A 17389-nucleotide genomic window follows, 5' to 3' on the forward strand; every position below is an offset into this window, starting at 1 on the left:
CCCCCAGCTCGGCACCCCGGGGGGGGTCGCGGGGGGGGGGGGCGCCCGGCGCTCTCGCCGGGCGCACCGCGGGAGAACAACATGGCAACGCCAAGGAACCTCGAGCCGGCCTCGACCGCCACGACATCGCCCGATCCGGCGGGCCGCAAGCCCGCCGCCCGAACCGCCAGACGGCGGACCCTCACCCAGCGCGACGCCCGCACCGGCGTCTGGCTGATGACCCCGACGCTGGTCATCGTGGTCGCGGTCGTGCTCGTCCCGCTGATCTGGTCGGTGCTGCTCGCGTTCCAGAACGTGAAGCTGATCCAGATCGGCACGGCCAACCCGTTCGGCAACTTCACGCTCGACAACTTCCGGGTCGTCTTCGCGAACGGTGCCCTCTGGGAGAGTCTGTGGACGACGATCGTGTACACCGCGGGATCGGTCGTGCTCGTCATCTTCTTCGGCCTCATCGCGGCGCTCGTCGTTCGGCGGCCGTTCCGTGGCCGCACACTGGTGCGGGCCGCGTTCCTCCTGCCGTACGTCGCGCCGGTGGTCGCCGTCACGTTCGTCTGGCGGATCATGCTGAACCCCGAGTTCGGCATCGTCAACCAGTTCGGGCAGAACGTGCTCGGGTGGGAGCGGCCCATCCCGTTCCTCACCCAGGCCTCGGGCACATGGGACGTCTTCGGCCTCGAGATCCCGGTGCCGACGGCCCTGCTGACGGTCATCGTCTTCGAGGGCTGGCGGTACTTCCCGTTCGCGTTCCTGTTCATCATGGCGAGGCTGGAGGCCCTCTCCAGCGAGCCGGAGGAGGCCGCCCTGGTCGACGGCGCCGGCCCTTTCCAGACGTTCCGCTACATCATCTGGCCGCAGCTCGTTCCGGTGATCGGCGTGCTCGCCGTGCTGCGCACGATCTGGACCTTCAACGAGTTCGACGACATCTTCCTCCTGACCGGCGGTGCCGCCGGCACGGAGGTGGCGAGCGTGCGCATCTTCGAACTGCTCACGGTTCAGCGCAACGTCGGCGCGGCATCCGCGATGTCCATGGTCATGGCCGTGCTGCTCATCCTGATGCTCGCGTTCTATCTGCTGCTCATGCGCCGTAGGGGAGAGAAAGTATGACCGCCACAGCCACCGTCGTCATGGCGGAGGAAGTCGCCGCCCGCGCGCCCAAGCGCCGGCGGCCACCGGGCTCCGGCCGTCAGCGCACGTTCCTCGCCGTCCTGCGCTGGGTCACGATCGCCCTGTTCCTGATCGCCGTGCTGGTGCCCTTCGCGTACATGGCGATCCTGTCGATCCGCCCGATCGAGAGCCTGCTGCGCAACCCGGGGACGTTCTTCCCGCCGTCGCTCAGCGAGCTCACGCTCGACACGTACCGCACGGTCCTGGCTCCCGTCTCGGAGGGGGGCCAGGGGTTCCTGACCTTCCTCGGCAACAGCGCGATCGTCGCCATCTCCTCGGTCATCCTCGCCCTGCTCATCGCGATCCCCGGCTCGTACGCCATCGCGCGGCTGCCGTTCTTCGGCCGCCGCCAGGTGAGCGCCCTGTTCCTGGCGACGTACCTCTTCCCGGCGATCGTCATCGCCATCCCGCTGTTCGTGATCTTCACGCGTCTGGGGCTGCGCGGATCGCTCGTCGGACTGATCCTCGTCTACACGGCGCAGACGGTGCCGGTCGCCATCTACATGCTGCGCAACTACTTCGAGACCGTTCCGGTGTCCATCGAAGAGGCAGGACTGATGGACGGGCTGTCCCGGGTCGGCGTCCTCCGCCGCATCACCCTGCGGCTGGCGACGCCCTCTGTCATGGCGACGGGACTCTTCGTCTTCATGATCGCGTGGAACGAGTTCCTGTTCGCCCTGCTGTTCCTCGTGGACAGGCGCCCCCTCTGGACCGTCTCGCTGGGGCTCGCGCAGCTGTCCGGGAGCATCGAAGTGCCGACTACTGTTCTTATGGCGGGGTCCGTCGTGCTCACCGTCCCGATCATCATCCTGTTCTTCCTGACGGAGCGCCTGCTGACGGGCGGGCTGACGGCCGGAGCCGAGAAGGGCTGAGTGAGCGTGTCACCGACCTCCGCAAGCGCGAGCGCCGGCGAGATCCTGGAGCTCGTGCGGTCGGGCAGGGCCACGACCCGCCGGGACGTGCAGGAGCAGACGGGCCTGTCCCGCTCCACTCTTGCGCTGCGGATGTCGCAGCTCATCGCCGCGGGATTCGTCCGCGAGTCCGGGCAGGCGGCCGCGTCGACGGGGCGCCCCGCCCGCATCCTCTCCTTCGACGAGGCCCGGCAGCTCGTGCTGTCCGTCGACATCGGGGCGACGCACGCCAATCTCGCGCTGCTGGATGCCGGCAGCCAGGTCATCATGAAGGCGCAAGCCGAGATCGACATCTCGCTCCCGCCCGAGGTGACGTTCCGTGGTCTCGCCCGGAAGCTGACGGAGCTCATCCAGCGGTCCGGGCGGCCGCTCGCGGAGGTCGTCGGCGTGGGCGTCGGCATCCCCGCGCCGGTGCGGTTCTCCTCCCAGCGCCCCAACTACCCGCCGCTCATGCCGGCATGGCACGACTTTCCGATCGCCGATGCGCTAGGGGCACACCTGGGCATCCCCGTCTTCGTCGACAACGACGCGAACCTGATGGGGCTCGGCGAAGCCCGCCAGCGGTACCCCGATGCGCCGAGCCTGCTCTTCGTCAAGGTGGGCACGGGCATCGGCGCCGGCATCATCCTGCACGGCCAGCCGGAGCGCGGCATCGCAGGCGGGGCCGGCGACATCGGGCACATCCGCGTCAACGACAGTCCGGATGCCCACCGCTGCACGTGCGGCGCGTACGGCTGCCTCGCCACCGAAGCCAGCGGCGGATCGATCGCCCGCACCCTCCGCGAAGAGGGCCGGGACGTGGCATCCGCCGCCGAAGTGAGCCGTCTCGTCGCCGGCGGCGATCCGCGCGCGGTCGCGCTCACCGAGCGGGCGGGCCGCATGCTCGGCGATGTGCTGGCGACGTCGGTGGCGCTGCTGAACCCTTCCGTCCTGGTGATCGGCGGCATCATGGCGGGCCAGTCGTCCGTGCTCGTGGATGCGGTGCGCGACCGGGTGTTCGAGCGCACCGTGCCGCTCGCGACCCGCGAGCTGTTCATCGCGACGAGCGCCCTCGGCACCGACGCGGCCATCCACGGCGCGACGCACATGGTGATCGACCAGACGTTCTCGGCGCGCGCCGTGGATGCACGTCTGCAGGCGGGCCGGCCGGAGAACGCGGGCGCGATCGCGTAGCGCGTTCGCGCGTCAGCGCAGCCCGCGGCGGCGCTCCCCGACTGACGAGCACAACGGCGGAGATCGCGGGCGACACGCCGGGAGCGGATGCCGCCGCACGGGGTGTCACGGAGAATCCCCGCCGTTGTGCACGCAGAACCCCGGATTCGTGAGTCCGGCTCCGCCGGATCGGCCGGGCAGGCCGACACGGGTCACAACAGCTCCACTCACACCCCTCCCGGGATCAACGAGCACAACGGCGGAGATCGGGGGCGACACGCCGGGAGGGGATGCCACCGCACGGCGTGTCGGGGAGAATCCCCGCCGTTGTGCACGCCGAACTGCGGACTCGTGACTGGTTCTGGGCGATCGGCCGGCGATCGGTGTGGGCCGGCCCACACCTCGCCGAAACCCGGACGCACGCAACTCACGAGCACAACGGCGGACATCGTCGACGACACGCCGGGGACGGATGCCGCGGCGCGGCGTGTCGCGGAGAATCCCCGCCGTTGTGCACGCAGAACCCCGGGAATCCTCCCCGCCGCTGTGCCTCCCGACGTCGGTCCCCAGCGCCCGGCGGGGAAACCAGAAGGCCCCGGTCGATCGACCGGGGCCTTCTGCAGGGAGCTGAGGCTCAGGCCTCGCTCATCGCGAGCTTCTCCGACTGTCCTTTTGCGGCGTAGTACGCGGCGCGTGCGGCGTCGCGGCGGGCCTGCTCGGCCTGTCCGGCATCCAGCACCTCCTGCGACACCTCGAACTGCTCGGTGCGCGGGTTGCCGTGGTACTTCTCGATGTAGGCGTCGAGCTCAGGCCCGGACGTCCACGACGTGATGAGGCAGTACCGGGGCTCCGTGCCGTAGTGCGCGGCCGCGTGCCAGAGGCGCTGCGTGTCGATGATGAGCTGCGCGCCGGCCGGCAGGGCGATGCGGTACTCGATGCTCGGGTCGGTGCGGTTCTCACGCAGGACGAAGAAGCTGTCCTTGTCGTCCGTGAGGTTGAAGAATCCGCGGACCACCCAGCCGGTGCCGTCGGGGTTCAGGCGGTTGTTGTCGTCCTGGTGCAGGTTGTAGAGGCAGTCCGCGTAGGTGTTCGGCTGCAGCTCGATGACCCGGCAGCGACCCACGTCGGAGCCGGGCTCCTGGGCGCGGCGCGTGAGGTTCGGGGCCTTCTCGACCTGCGAGTCGATCCAGACGCCGCCCTTGTCGGTGCGGGGCGGCTTGTGGTTCCAAAAGCCGTTGCACTCGATCTCGCCGGCGAAGCTGGCCAGCGGAGCGAAGCGGGTGTCGCCCGAGGACTTCCAGTCGTTGTACTCGATATCGAGCCATTCCTTGGGGTCGAGCTCCTGGTTGTAGCGGTCGAGGACGACGAAGCCGGTCTCCTCGAGCGCTGCAGACTTGATGTAACCCATGATGCGAATCATGCCTTTCGTAGGGGGGCCAGCACGTTTTAACAGGCCCAACTTAGGTAAGCCTACCTCGGGCCTGCTGCGCGCCCAGGGAACGGCGTCGCTGCGCGGGCCGCAGCGGGCCGCACGGTAAAATCGGAGCCTCCGGCGGTCTTCGGCCGAGTGCGGCGTCGTCTGTGGGATGCTCGCGCGTCACGACACACAGCGTTCCGAGGGGCGAAGCGAGACTATGGCGAGTGCCACGAACATCGACGCGACCGCGGTCAACACGATCGCCTGGCTGTCGGCTGCGGAGACCACGATCGTCGTGCCCGTCTACCAGCGCCAGTACCGCTGGGACATCGGCGGATGCGAGCAGCTGCTCGCCGACATCCGTGCGGTCGCCGACTCGGATGACCGGCACATGCACTTCATCGGATCGGTGCTGTCCACCACGAGCAGCGCCGGGGCCGCTCCGGAGCTCGTGCTCATCGACGGCCAGCAGCGCATCACGACGCTCATGCTGCTGATCGCGGCGCTGCACCACACCGTGAAGGATCACGACGCCGAGCTGGCAGCGCACCTCGAGAAGGTGCTCGTGCACACCGACGGCAACGGCGACGGCAACGACCCGAACGGCGCCGACACGAACGGCACCGGCGACGGCAGCGACACGAACGGCAGCGACACGAACGGCACCGACACGAACAACCCCGGAACCCGCACCAAGCTCCGGCCGCACCGCGCGTGGGCACAGGTCTTCGAGAGCGTCGTGCTCGACCGCCGGGACGCGGGCGACGAGCTGCGCGACTCGCGCTTCGACGACAATTACGCCTTCTTCCGCAGCCAGGTGCTCGCCGATGAGGCCCCCCGCATCTGGCGCGGGCTGCAGAAGCTGGAGCACGTCGCCATCACGCTCGGCGCGGGGGCGAACGCCCAGCAGATCTTCGAGAGCCTGAACTCGACCGGGGAGCCCCTGCGCGATCACGAGCTGATCCACAACTACGTGCTGATGGGACTCTCGCACGCCGAGCAGAGCGAGATCGAGGACTCGTACTGGCTGCCCATCGAGCAGAACACCGGCGAGCAGATCGGCGGCTTCTGGCGTCACTACCTCGTGATGTCGACCGGACGCGAGGTGGCCGTCGCGGGCGAGCACGGCGTTTATGGAGCGTTCCGCCAGCAGTTCCCGCGGCTGGACTTCGAGACGCTGCGCGCGCACGCCGCCGAGTGGCGCGAGTATTCCGCGGTCTACCGCACGCTGCTCGAGCCGTCGACGGCGGATGACGCGGAGATCGGGCGTCAGCTGGCCTATGTCAACACCTTCGGCCGCGGGATGTATCCGCTCGTGATGCGGGCCTACCGCGACCACGCTCGCGGCGCCGAAGACAGGGCCACCCTGATCGGCACCCTCGAGCACGTGCAGGCGCTGCTGCTGCGGCGCACGGTGGTGGGCCTCAGCAACGACCGGCTGGTGGCCCGCATGTGCCGGGCCCGCGAAGAGGGCCCCGAGAGCCTGGCTCGCGCCATCGCGCGCATCACGCCGTCGGACGAGCGCGTGCGCGTGGCCCTCAAGTACGGCGATCTTCCCCACGCCGCCTACGTGCTGGGTCGCCTCGCCGATGTCGAGGCACTCGGCGCGCTCGAGCTCGAGTACGTCTTCCCGCTCGCACCGGCCGACGACTGGAGCCCGGACGGCGAGCGCCGGTGGACGGACTTCACCGACGACGAGCAGAACGCCTTCCGGGCCCTCGCGCAGACCCTTGGCAACGTCGCCCTGCTCGAGCAGCCGCTGGCGGAACGTGCCTTCGACGCCTCGCACCCCGAGAAGCGCGCGGTCTACGTGCGCAGCGCGGTGGGCCCCACCAAGGAGCTCGCCGAGATTCCGGCGTGGAGCACCTCGGCGATCGCCGAGCGCACCGTACGGCTGACTCAGGCCTTCCTGAAGATCTGGGCCCGCCCGGCCGCGGTCGGGATCGACGACGACGGACTGACTCCCATCCTCGACGCGCAGCGCCGCCGAGGATGGCCGCGCGGCTGGGATCGCGAGTTCGAGTACGTCGAGTACCGCGGCGAGCACTGGGAGGTGCACGACGTCAAGGCGCTCTTCAACCGCATCTTCAAGCGCCTCTGGGCCGACGCCCACGAGACGGTCGTCGCCTACAGCGGGCGCCGCGGGGGTCCGATCTATGAAGCCCAGGCCTGGAACGGCCAATGGGATGCCATCGATGACGCCCACTTCATCTACATGGGCTGGGATTCGAAGTACATGCTCACTGCGGTGCAGGGACTGCTCGATGAGGCAGGGCTCGCGCCCGAGGTCTTCGTCAAGTACTCCTACATCGCCGCCGCGATGTAGGACAGCGGATGCCCCTCCAGCGCGCGCCCAGACCACGAGCGGCCGCCGTCGCCGCCTGTACCGTGGAGCGGTGACCGTGAACTACCGGCTGGCCCGGCTCGCCGACATCGATGCCGTCACGCTCTACCGCATCCTGTGGCTGCGCGTGCGGGTGTTCGTCGTCGAGCAGCGAGCGGCCTACGAAGAGCTGGACGGCCGGGACATCGAGCCCGGTGCCCTCCTGATGTGGGCCGAGTCCGACGGCGACGTGATCGGCACGCTGCGCATCCTGACCGACGCGAGCGCCTCGCGCATCGGCCGCGTCGCCACGTCGGAGAGCGCGCGCGGTCGCGGGGTCGGGGTCGAGCTGATGCATCGCGCCGTGGCCCACTGCATCCAAGCGCACCCGGAGCTGCCGATCGACCTCGACGCCCAGCTTCACCTGTCGGCGTGGTACGCCCGCTTCGGCTTCGCAGCCAGCGGTGACGAGTACGTCGAAGACGACATCCCGCACGTTCCCATGCGACGGATGCCGGCGAGCACGGCCGACGGGACCGCCTGAGCGGTGCCTACTCCTGGTCTTTCCAGACCGGTCCCGGCTCGATCGCCCACTCGACGAAGGAATGCGCGCGCCCGTCGTCGGCCAGGCCGATGACCCAGAGGTTGGCGTACACGTCACCGTCGGCGTAGTCGGTGCGGCCCTGCACGATGCCGACCCCGTCGGCGTAGACGAGCGGAACGCCCTCGAAGGTCCACGAGCCGGGCTCGTCGCGGTGGGCGAGCCAGCCCTCCACGATCGCCTCGCGGCCGATCCAGGGCTCGGGATCGAAGGGCCCGCCGGCGTAGGTGGCGTCCTCGGTGAAGAGCGCACGGATGTCGTCGGGGTCGTTCGAGCCCCAGGCGACGAGGTAGCGGTCGAGCCAGTTCTGCACGGATTCGTTCATGATCCACGTCTACCTCCGGCCACCGACACCGGTCAACGGCCTTGCCATCGGCATCCCGCGGTGTCAACCGCCTCCCGGCATCCGGGAAGCCGCACCACGCTTTCTCCGTGACGACACAACACCGCAGGCGCGCGATCGTGACGGGGGCCGATTCGGGCATCGGGCGGGCGACCGCCGTGGCTCTGGCCGCCGACGGCTGCGACGTGGGCTTCACGTGGTACGCCGACGAGAAGGGCGCCCACGAAACCGCCGCCGAGGTGCGCTCGCACGGAGGCGAAGCGGTGCTCGCCCGGCTCGACGCGAGCGATCCCGAGTCGTGCGGGACGGTGATCGACGACCTGATCGCGCGACTCGGCGGCCTGGATGTCTTCGTCAACAATGCGGGCACCGTCGAGAGCCAACGCTTCGTCGATCTCGAACGGGAGCAGTGGCGACGCACCATCGCGATCGACCTCGACGGGGCGTTCGTGTGCCTGCAGCAGGCCGCCCGGCACCTCGTGCAGGGCCGTAATGGCGGCCGGCTCATCGCCGTCACGAGCATCAACGAGTACCAGCCGCGCGTCGGCTTCGCGGCCTACGACGCAGCCAAGCACGGCCTCGGCGGCCTGATGAAGACCCTGGCGCTCGAGCTGGGCCACCACGGCATCACGGCGAACACCGTCGCGCCGGGCGAGATCGCGACGCCGATGACGGGAGCCGAGGACGTGGACACGACGAAGATCGACCGCCCCGGGATCCCGCTCGGCAGACCCGGCGACGCCCGGGAGGTGGCCGCGGTGATCGCCTTCCTCGCGTCACCGTCGGCGTCGTACGTCACAGGAGCGTCATACGTGGTGGACGGCGGCATCCTGCTGATGGGCCCGCACGGCGGCTCGCACCTCACGCAGAACGAGTGGCGCCGCGCGCGCTAGCTGTGCGACTCGCCCGCTCCATCGGGCTCCCAGCGCAGCAGGTCGCCCGGCTGACACTCCAGCACCGCGCACAGCGCCTCGAGGGTCGTGAACCGCACGGCCTTCGCGCGCCCGTTCTTCAGCACCGCGATGTTCGCCGGGCTGAGTCCGACCCGTTCCGCGAGTGTCCCGACGGCCATCTTGCGCCGCGCCAGCATCACGTCGATGTCGACGACGATGGGCATCAGATCACCCCGTCGAGCTCGGTGCGCAGCTGCCGCGCCTCGGTCTCCCGCGCGACCGCCTGTGCGAGCAGCATCCGCATCACGAGCACGAGAAGCGCGATGCCGGCGGTCACGAGCGACGCGCCGCAGATCAAGCCGACGAGGCCGGGCGCCGCGTCACCGGGGGCGAGCAGCACCGCGATCAAGAAGATGACAACGGATGCCGTTGCCACGGCGCCGATGATCACATCGACGTAGCGGAAGGCGGCGGATGAGAACACCGAGCCGCGCCGCACCATCGTCAGCAGTTGCCAGATGCAGACCGCGCTGACCTGCAGGGTCACGATGAACAGCACCAGCAGGACGATGAACGCGATGCGCATCCACTGCTCCGCACCTTCGAGATCGGCCCAGATGACCGGCATCATCACGACCTGCACGAGCAGCGAGCCCGCCAGTGCCAGCGCGATGACGACGCGCAGCGCGAGGATCGTCAGTTTTCCCATCGAGACTCCTAGGTAGTGTTTCGATAGAAAGATATCGATATTCGCTAGGTTCTACAAGTCCGTCGATCACTTCGGGTGTCCAGTCAGCGCACGGCGCCGGCGCCGAGATGGCCTTCGATCGTCTCGCGGATGACCGGCACCGCGGCCACCAGCCGCTCGAGCGGACAGCGGAACGAGACGGCGCTCACGCTGATGGCACCGGAGGGCATGGTCGAGCCCTGCAGGAATACAGGGAGCGCGACACAGTTCACCCCGACCTCGTTCTCCTGATCATCGACGGCGAAGCCCCGAGCGCGGGTGAGCTCGAGCTCCCTGTGCAGCTCGTCCGCCGTGACGAGGGTCGTAGCGGTCTTCCGCTCGAGGGGCAGCTCTCCGAACCACTCCGCCACCTCGGCGAGGGAGCGCAGCCTGCCGCTCAGCAGCGCCTTGCCGACGGCTGTGGAGTACGCGGGATTGCGGCCGCCGACCACCGAGGTGAGGCGCACGGCCCCCCGTGGCGGGTCCATCTTGGCCCGGTACACGATGTCCCCTCCGGCGAGCACGGCGTAGTGCGCCGTCTCGCTGAACCGGTCGGCGAGATCCTGCAGCAGCGGCTGGATGCGGGCGTGCTCGGGGCGGCCGTCGAGGTTGCGGAACGCCAGGCGCAGATACTCGTCGCCCAGCACGTAGACACCCCGCCCCACGAGGTCGGCCAGACCCGCACGGCGGAGGGTCGCAAGGGCGCGGTGCACGGTCGGCTTGGTGCTGCGCAGGATGCCCGCGAGCTCATCGAGGGTGACGCCGGTGGGGTGCTCGGCGAGCTCGGTCAGCACGGCGATCACGCGGTCCGCCCCGACCAGTCGCTCCTCGCCGGGCTCGCTGAGGTTCTCGTTCCCGTTCATGGGGAGTGCGGACGGAGCCGGGGGTCGACATGCACCTTGGGTCCGGCCTTCGCGCCCGCGCCGCGGTGCCCCTCCAAGCGCGACGGCACGTCTTCGAGCGCGATCACCTCGCTCACGATCGGGTCGGGAACGACGGATCCGTCGGCGAAGCTCTCGATCGCCCCCGCCAGTCCCGGCGAGGCCGAGAGGATGCCGATCGCGGAGACGTCCTTGAGCACCAGTTCCCGCGTGTCGAGCACGCTGGGCGTCTCCGACAGCCCGATGAAGACCGTTCGACCCGCGGGCTTGGTCAGCCGGACGGCGAGCGCCGGGCTGGTGGGGAGGCTCGTGGCATCGATGACGGCGTCGAACCTGCTGTCGGGCGAAGAATCGAGCTCATCGAGGCGCGAGGTGTGCGGCACGCCGAGAGTCGCGGCCAGGGCGAGAGAGTCCTCCCGGACCCCTGCGACGTGCACGTCGGCACCGGCGGCGAGGGCGAACTGCGCCGCCAGCAGGCCGATCGTGCCCGAGCCCAGCACCAGCACGGAGTCGCCCCGCCGGAGCGCGGCGGCCTGCACCGCCCGCAGCGAGTTGCCACCGGGCTCGACCAGTGCGGCGGCCGCAACGCTCACATGCTCCGGAACCGCGTGCGCGAAGCGTGTCGGCACCAGCACCTTTTCGGCGAGCGCGCCGGGCCAGCCGTCGCGGATGCCGACCTCGAAGCGGTCGGGGCAGACGTGGTGGACGCCGGCGCTGCAGTACTCGCAGTGGCCGCAGCCCAGCATCGTGTCGCCGGTGACCCGTCGACCGAGCCAGCTCTCGTCGGCGGCCGATCCGGTGCCGATCACCGTGCCGGTCCACTCGTGTCCCAGGCGGACGGGGAAATGCGTGAAGCCCTGCGGGATGTACGCCATCTCGCCCGTGTACAGCTCGACGTCGGTGCCGCAGATGCCGACGCGCTCGACCTGTACGAGCAACTCGCCCTCGCCGGCCACCGGATCGGCGACCTGCTGCACCTCGGCCGCGTGGGGCCCGGTGACGACGAGCGCGCGCATCAGTCCGAGGCGGTCGTGTCCGCGACGACCCGCTGGGTCTGCGTTCCGAGCCGTGTGATGCCGAGCGTCATGGTCTCGCCACCCTTCAGGAAGACCTGCGGCGACTGCCCCATGCCCACACCGGGCGGCGTGCCGGTGTTGATCAGGTCGCCTGGTTCGAGGGTCAGGAACTGGCTGAGGTAGTGCACGATGAACGTCGGGCTGAAGATCATCGTCGCGGTCGAGCCGGTCTGGCGGCGCACTCCGTCGATGTCGAGCCACATATCGAGAGCGAGAACGTCGCCCACCTCGTCGGGCGTCACGAGATACGGCCCCGCCGGGTTGAACGTCGGCGCCGACTTGCCCTTCGACCACTGGCCGTTGCGCTCGATCTGCCACTCCCGCTCGCTGACGTCGTTCACCAGCACGTAGCCCGCGATGGCGGCGGCTGCCTCCGCTTCGTCCGCCAGGTAGGAGGCCCGCGACCCGATCACGATGCCGAGCTCCACCTCCCAGTCCGTCTTGCGCGACCGACGAGGGATCAGCACGTCATCGTCCGGGCCGATCAGAGTGTTCGGCGCCTTCGTGAAGAGGATGGGCTCCGACGGAACCTCCTGACCCGTCTCGGCGGCGTGGTCGCTGTAGTTCAGTCCGATGCAGAGGATCTGATGGGGGCGGGCGATCGGCGCACCGAGGCGGCGCCCCGCAAGCGGCTCCGTGCGGCCGCTCGCCGCGCGATCGGCGACGGCCGACGGGAGCGTGGCCAGCGCCCCCGAGGCGAAGAACGCCTCGTCGAAGTCCCGCACCACGTCGGACAGGTCGACGACCGTGTCGTCGTCGAGGAGCACCCCGGGGATCTCGGAGCCGGCATCTCCCACTCGGACAAGTCTCATGGGCGGGTCTCTCCTCTTTCGTCGGCGTGTGCCATAATTCGAAATGCTATCGTGCCATTCGAGCAGATGGAAACCGAGGATCCGCGTGAACTCTCACCCCAGTGCAGATCTGCCCAGCGCCGATCTCCCCAGTGCCCATCTACGGAGTGCCGACTGGTATGCAGGCGACGACCGCAACGCGTACATCCACCGCGCCTGGATGCGGCGCGGACTGCCGGAGGACGCCCTCGACGCATCCAAGCCGCAGATCGCCATCGCGAACACGGCGTCCGACTACACGCCGTGCAACATGCACCTGAACGAGGTGGCGGATGCGGTGAAGCAGGGCGTCTGGGCCGCCGGCGGAGTCCCCTACAACCTGCCCGTCGTCTCGCTCGGGGAGACGCAGGTGAAGCCCACTGCCATGCTCTGGCGGAACATGGCGGCGATGGCGATGGAGGAGATGTTCCGCGCCAACGCGATCGACGGCCTGGTGCTGCTCGGCGGCTGCGACAAGACCATTCCCGCGCTGCTCATGGCCGCGGCATCCGTCGATCTTCCCGCCATCGTCGTTCCGGGCGGTCCGATGCTGACGGGACACTTCCGCGGCCAGGCGCTCGGCTGCGGCACCGACGTCTGGCGCCTCAGCGAGGAGGCGCGCGCGGGCACGATCTCCGAGGAGCAGTTCCTGCGCTCCGAGCAGTCGATGATCCGCAGCAAGGGCCACTGCAACACCATGGGCACCGCGTCGACGATGGCGGTCGTCGCCGAGGCGCTCGGCATGACGATCCCGGGATTCGCGGGAACTCCGGCGCCGGACTCACGGCTGCTCTCGCTCTCGCACGACACCGGTCGCCTGATCGTGGAGATGGTGGCCCAGGACCGCAAGCCGAGCGACATCCTGACCAGGGACGCGTTCCTCAACGCCATCGTCGCCGTCGCGGCCGTGGGCGGCTCGACCAACTCCGTTGTGCACCTGCTCGCGATCGCGGGACGCGTGGGTGTCGACCTCACGCTCGAGGACTTCGATGCCGCGGGAGCGGGGGTGCCGGTGCTGGCCAACCTGCAGCCCAGCGGCCGATTCCTGATGGACGACCTGTACCGCGCCGGCGGCGTGCTCGCGCTGCTCGAGCAGGTGAAGGACCTGCTCAGCCCTTCGCCGATCACCGTGACCGGCAAGCCCCTGGTGGACTACCTCGACGGTCATCCGGTGTTCGACGACACGGTGATCTTTCCCCGGTCGGCCCCGCTGATGGACGACGCGGGGATCGCCGTGCTGCGCGGCAACCTCGCGCCTCAGGGTGCCATCGTCAAGCCGGCGGCCGCCACCTCGCACCTGCTTCAGCACGTCGGGCCGGCGGTCGTGTTCGAGAGCGTCGAAGACATGCGCGCGAGGATCGATGATCCCGACCTCGACGTGACGGCCGACTCGGTGCTGGTGCTGCGCGGCTGCGGTCCTCGTGGCTACCCGGGCATGCCGGAGGTCGGCAACATGCCGTTGCCCCGCAAGCTGCTCGAGCAGGGGGTGCGCGACATGGTGCGCATCAGCGACGCCCGCATGAGCGGAACCGCGTACGGCACCGTCATCCTGCACGTGGCGCCCGAGGCCGCCGCGGGTGGACCGCTGGGGCTCGTGCGGACGGGAGACCTCATCCGCGTGGATGTCGAAGGCCGCTCGCTGCACATGGAGGTCTCCGATGAGGAGCTGCGGGCGCGCCGTCAGACGCCCGCCGCAAAGGCGGCTTATGCGGCGCCGGTGCGCGGGTGGGCGAAGCTCTACGTCGATCACGTGATGCAGGCCGACACCGGAGCGGATCTCGACTTCCTCGTCGGCTCCAGCGGAGCCCCGGTCAGCCGGGAGTCGCATTGAGGCGCGCGCTGATTACCGGCGGACAGAGCGGCCTCGGGGCCGCCTGTGCGGCTCGGCTGCGCGCCGACGGCGTCGAGGTCGTGACGTTCGACCTCTCGCCCGAGGCCGACGTGCCGCTCGACATCACCGATCCCGCTTCCGTCGCGGTGGCGGTCGCGAAGATCGGGCCGGTCGACATCCTCATCAACAGCGCGGGCATCGTTGGTCCGAACAAGCCGCTCTGGGAGGTGTCGCTCGAGGAGTGGCGTCGCACGTTCGACGTCAACGTGCACGGGCTCTTCACCGTGACCCGGGCCGTCGTGCCGGGGATGATCGAGGCCGGCTGGGGACGTATCGTCAGCATGGCGAGCATGGCCGGCAAGGACGGCAACCCGAACCTGTCGGCGTACTCGGCGAGCAAGGCGGCGGTGATCGGCCTCACCAAGTCCCTCGGCAAGGAGCTGGCGAAGACGGGCGTCCTGGCGAACGCGATCGCTCCGGCCGTCATTCAGACCCCCATGAATTCGACCACCTCCCCTGAGGTGCTCGCGCACATCACGTCGCTCATCCCGATGGGCCGGGTCGGCACGGCCGAAGAGGTCGCCGCGCTCGTCAGCTGGCTCTCGTCGGACGAGTGCAGCTTCTCCACCGGTGCCGTGTACGACATCAGCGGCGGACGCGCCACGTATTGAGCAGAGCGGGCCGACCGGCCCCGGAGAGCAGGCGGAATGACGGAGTTCACGGACCTTGTGGCGATCGTCACGGGCGGCGCTTCGGGCATCGGGGCGGCGATCGTGCGGCGGCTGCGCGCGGATGGCGCGACGGTGGCGGTGCTCGACCGGGACGTGTCGAACACCGCCGACGCCGACCTCGCCGTCGCCGCGGACGTCTCCGACGACGATTCGGTGCGTGCCGCCGTTGCCGCCGTGCTGGAACGGTTCGGCCGCATCGACATCGTCGTCAACAACGCCGGGATCGGCGCCCAGGGCGATGTCGGGGCCAACGACGACGACGAGTGGCATCGCGTCTGGGACATCAACGTGGTCGGCATGGTGCGCGTCACCCGGGCCGCGCTCCCCGCGTTGCGCCTGTCCCCCGCGGCATCCATCGTCAACACCTCGTCGGTCGCCGCCACCGCCGGCCTCCCGCAGCGGGTGCTGTACTCCGCCACGAAGGGCGCGGTGCTCGCGATGACGCGCGCGATGGCGGCCGACCACCTGCGGGAGGGCATCCGGGTGAACGCCGTCAATCCGGGCACCGCCGACACGCCGTGGATCGGCCGGCTGCTCGATTCCGCATCCGATCCGGATGCCGAGCGCCGGGCCCTCGAGGCCCGGCAGCCGCACGGCCGCCTGGTGAGCGCCGACGAGGTCGCCGGCGCCGTCGCGTACCTGGCCAGTCCGCGCTCCGGTTCGACGACGGGCACGTCGATAGCCGTCGACGGCGGGATGCAGGAGCTTCGCCTCCGGCCGGAGTAGGCCAACCGGTGCGGCTCTCTACGGCTGCGCGGGCTGCCGGTCGAGCGCCTGGAGCGTCTCGGCGACGATGGAATCGACATCCTGATCGATCCCGATCACCACGCCGGCCTCGTCGTTCTCCAGGCGCTCGAGCGTCGCGAGCTGCGATGCCAGCATCCCCGCCGCCATGAAGTGACCGGGTCTCGCCCGCAGTCGGTCCTCCAGCAGTTGAGGGCTGCCGTCCAGGTGCACGCACACGAGGTCGGGCGCGGCGGCGCGCAGCCGGTCGCGGTACGCCCGTCTGAGCGCCGAGCAGGCGACGACCATTCCCGGTTCGCCGGCCCGCGCGAGGACCGCGCCGACGGCATCCAGCCACGGTCGGCGGTCGTCGTCATCGAGAGGGATGCCCGATGCCATCTTCGCCACGTTCGACGGGCTGTGCAGCGTGTCGCCGTCGAGGAACCGGAGCCCCATGGCCGCCGCGAGGGCGGCGCCGACAGTGCTCTTTCCGCATCCGGCGACCCCCATCACGACGATGCGGCGGATCTCCGGCACGCCGCTCACCAGTCGTGCACGGTGCCGTCGAGCAGGCGGTTGTAGGGCAGGTATGCCTGCTCGTACGGGTACTTGCCTGCTTCGTCGACGTTGAGCTCGACGCCGAGACCGGGGTTGTCGCCGGGGTGGAGGTAGCCGTCGGTCCAGGTGAAGGACTGCTCGAAGACCTGGTCGGTCTTGGCGCCGTGCTTCATGTACTCCTGGATGCCGAAATTGTGGATCGACAGCCCGAGGTGCATCGCGGCCGCCATTCCCACCGGCGAGATGTCGGTCGGCCCGTGCATGCCCGACTTGATCTGGTACATCGCCGCGTAGTCGAGCGTCTTCTTCAGCGACGTGATGCCGCCCATGTGGGTGACGGCCCCTCGGACGTAGTCGATGAGCTGGTCGCGGATGATGTCCTTGAAGTCCCAGATCGTGTTGAAGATCTCGCCGATCGCCAGTGGCGTGGTGGTGTGCTGGCGCACCAGCCGGAGCGCCTCCTGGTTCTCGGCCGGTGTGCAGTCCTCGAGCCAGAACAGATCGTACGGCTCCAGGTCCTTGCCGAGCCGGGCAGCCTGTATGGGCGTCATCCGGTGATGGCCATCGTGCAGCAGCGGGATGTCGGGACCGAACTCGTTCCGGACGGCCTCGAACACCCCCGGCAGGTGGTTGAGGTAAGCGCGGGTGTCCCAGTCCTCCTCCACCGGCTTGGCGCCGCGGCGCGCAGGCTCGTGGTCGTACCGGACGGTCGCATCTCCCACATCGGCGCCCTGCGCCGCGATGCCGTAGATCGCCTTGAGGGTCGGGACACCGGTCTGCACCCGGATCGCCTTATAGCCCTGCTCCTGATGCGCCCGGATCGAGTCGAACAATTCGGGCAGCTCCTTGCCGGACGCGTGCCCGTACGCCATGAGGCCGTTGCGCGATGCGCCGCCCAGCAGCTGGTACACCGGCATCCGGGCCGCCTTGCCCTTGATGTCCCAGAGGGCCATGTCCACCGAGGCGATCGCGGCCATCGTGACCGGGCCGCGCCGCCAGTACGCCGAGCGGTACAGGAACTGCCAGGTGTCCTCGATGCGCGACGCATCCGCCCCGATCAGCAGCGGCACCACATGCTCGGTCAGGTAGGTGACCACGGCGAGTTCGCGGCCGTTCAGCGTCGCGTCGCCGAGGCCGGTCAGCCCGTCGTCGGTCGTCAGCTTGAGCGTCACGAAGTTGCGGTCGGGGCTCGTGACGATCACTTCTGCCTTGTCGATGATCATGGGTG

18 protein-coding genes are annotated in these 17389 nt (G+C 69.5%); 9 read left to right on the forward strand and 9 right to left on the reverse strand.

What is annotated here, in order from left to right; genetic code table 11:
- Positions 1–81 precede the first annotated feature (81 nt).
- Genes ACPW96_RS03390 through ACPW96_RS03400 form a run of 3 tightly spaced genes read left to right on the forward strand, consistent with a single transcriptional unit; the run spans position 82 to position 3248 of the window.
- Complete coding sequence (locus ACPW96_RS03390) at positions 82–1104, forward strand: carbohydrate ABC transporter permease (RefSeq protein ID WP_425882011.1); 1023 nt, start codon at positions 82–84, stop codon at positions 1102–1104.
- Positions 1101–2036, forward strand: coding sequence for a carbohydrate ABC transporter permease (locus ACPW96_RS03395; protein ID WP_425819134.1), 936 nt, complete (start codon positions 1101–1103; stop codon positions 2034–2036). Before ACPW96_RS03390 ends, ACPW96_RS03395 begins: the two co-directional genes overlap by 4 nt.
- Positions 2037–3248, forward strand: coding sequence for an ROK family protein (locus tag ACPW96_RS03400; RefSeq protein ID WP_425882012.1), 1212 nt, complete (start codon positions 2037–2039; stop codon positions 3246–3248). It begins immediately after the preceding gene.
- A gap of 613 nt (positions 3249–3861) precedes the next feature.
- Here ACPW96_RS03400 and ACPW96_RS03405 read toward each other — a convergent pair.
- Positions 3862–4635 (reverse strand): hypothetical protein, encoded by a 774-nt coding sequence (locus ACPW96_RS03405; protein ID WP_425819130.1) that lies wholly within the window; start codon positions 4633–4635, stop codon positions 3862–3864.
- Positions 4636–4861: 226 nt separating this feature from the next.
- Here ACPW96_RS03405 and ACPW96_RS03410 point away from each other — a divergent pair, with 226 nt between their 5' ends.
- Both ACPW96_RS03410 and ACPW96_RS03415 read left to right on the forward strand, forming a co-directional pair.
- Positions 4862–6970, forward strand: a complete 2109-nt coding sequence (locus ACPW96_RS03410) for a DUF262 domain-containing protein (RefSeq protein WP_425882013.1) — start codon at positions 4862–4864, stop codon at positions 6968–6970.
- Between the two features lie 70 nt (positions 6971–7040).
- Positions 7041–7511 (forward strand): GNAT family N-acetyltransferase, encoded by a 471-nt coding sequence (locus tag ACPW96_RS03415; protein WP_425882014.1) that lies wholly within the window; start codon positions 7041–7043, stop codon positions 7509–7511.
- Between the two features lie 7 nt (positions 7512–7518).
- On the opposite strand, the gene ACPW96_RS03420 is transcribed toward ACPW96_RS03415, so the two are convergent.
- Positions 7519–7893, reverse strand: a complete 375-nt coding sequence (locus ACPW96_RS03420; protein ID WP_425819124.1) for a nuclear transport factor 2 family protein — start codon at positions 7891–7893, stop codon at positions 7519–7521.
- A gap of 107 nt (positions 7894–8000) precedes the next feature.
- On the opposite strand from ACPW96_RS03420, the gene ACPW96_RS03425 reads away from it, so the two are divergent.
- On the forward strand, positions 8001–8804 hold the full coding sequence (locus ACPW96_RS03425) for an SDR family oxidoreductase (protein ID WP_425882015.1): 804 nt from the start codon (positions 8001–8003) through the stop codon (positions 8802–8804).
- On the opposite strand, the gene ACPW96_RS03430 is transcribed toward ACPW96_RS03425, so the two are convergent.
- The 5 genes from ACPW96_RS03430 to ACPW96_RS03450 form a co-directional block, all read right to left on the reverse strand.
- The gene (locus ACPW96_RS03430; protein WP_425819120.1) at positions 8801–9028 is read right to left on the reverse strand and encodes a helix-turn-helix domain-containing protein; all 228 of its coding nucleotides are present in this window, start codon (positions 9026–9028) and stop codon (positions 8801–8803) included. The genes ACPW96_RS03425 and ACPW96_RS03430 overlap by 4 nt on opposite strands.
- Positions 9028–9513 carry a DUF2975 domain-containing protein gene (locus tag ACPW96_RS03435; RefSeq protein WP_425882016.1) on the reverse strand — a complete coding sequence of 162 codons (486 nt, stop codon included), beginning with the start codon at positions 9511–9513 and terminating at the stop codon, positions 9028–9030. Before ACPW96_RS03435 ends, ACPW96_RS03430 begins: the two co-directional genes overlap by 1 nt.
- A gap of 83 nt (positions 9514–9596) precedes the next feature.
- Positions 9597–10394 carry an IclR family transcriptional regulator gene (locus tag ACPW96_RS03440; RefSeq protein ID WP_425882017.1) on the reverse strand — a complete coding sequence of 266 codons (798 nt, stop codon included), beginning with the start codon at positions 10392–10394 and terminating at the stop codon, positions 9597–9599.
- Positions 10391–11428, reverse strand: coding sequence for a zinc-dependent alcohol dehydrogenase (locus ACPW96_RS03445; RefSeq protein WP_425882018.1), 1038 nt, complete (start codon positions 11426–11428; stop codon positions 10391–10393). Before ACPW96_RS03445 ends, ACPW96_RS03440 begins: the two co-directional genes overlap by 4 nt.
- Positions 11428–12300: a fumarylacetoacetate hydrolase family protein gene (locus tag ACPW96_RS03450; protein ID WP_425882019.1), complete on the reverse strand. Its 873-nt coding sequence runs from the start codon at positions 12298–12300 to the stop codon at positions 11428–11430. Before ACPW96_RS03450 ends, ACPW96_RS03445 begins: the two co-directional genes overlap by 1 nt.
- A gap of 85 nt (positions 12301–12385) precedes the next feature.
- On the opposite strand from ACPW96_RS03450, the gene ACPW96_RS03455 reads away from it, so the two are divergent.
- From ACPW96_RS03455 to ACPW96_RS03465, 3 genes are read left to right on the forward strand one after another with little or no spacing between them, the layout of a single operon-like run.
- The gene (locus tag ACPW96_RS03455) at positions 12386–14149 is read left to right on the forward strand and encodes an IlvD/Edd family dehydratase (RefSeq protein ID WP_425882020.1); all 1764 of its coding nucleotides are present in this window, start codon (positions 12386–12388) and stop codon (positions 14147–14149) included.
- The gene (locus ACPW96_RS03460) at positions 14146–14820 is read left to right on the forward strand and encodes an SDR family NAD(P)-dependent oxidoreductase (RefSeq protein ID WP_425882021.1); all 675 of its coding nucleotides are present in this window, start codon (positions 14146–14148) and stop codon (positions 14818–14820) included. Before ACPW96_RS03455 ends, ACPW96_RS03460 begins: the two co-directional genes overlap by 4 nt.
- 36 nt (positions 14821–14856) lie before the next feature.
- A complete protein-coding gene (locus ACPW96_RS03465; protein WP_425882022.1) occupies positions 14857–15606 on the forward strand; it encodes an SDR family NAD(P)-dependent oxidoreductase in 750 nt (249 codons plus the stop codon).
- Positions 15607–15624: 18 nt separating this feature from the next.
- Here ACPW96_RS03465 and ACPW96_RS03470 read toward each other — a convergent pair whose 3' ends face one another.
- Together ACPW96_RS03470 and manD are read right to left on the reverse strand one after the other, a co-directional pair.
- Positions 15625–16149, reverse strand: a complete 525-nt coding sequence (locus tag ACPW96_RS03470) for a gluconokinase (RefSeq protein ID WP_425882023.1) — start codon at positions 16147–16149, stop codon at positions 15625–15627.
- On the reverse strand, positions 16146–17384 hold the full coding sequence (manD, locus tag ACPW96_RS03475) for a D-mannonate dehydratase ManD (protein WP_425882024.1): 1239 nt from the start codon (positions 17382–17384) through the stop codon (positions 16146–16148). Before manD ends, ACPW96_RS03470 begins: the two co-directional genes overlap by 4 nt.
- Between the last annotated feature and the right edge of the window lie 5 nt (positions 17385–17389).

The sequence above is a fragment of the Micromonospora sp. DT81.3 genome (assembly GCF_049847225.1).
Lineage (GTDB): Bacteria > Actinomycetota > Actinomycetes > Actinomycetales > Microbacteriaceae > Microbacterium.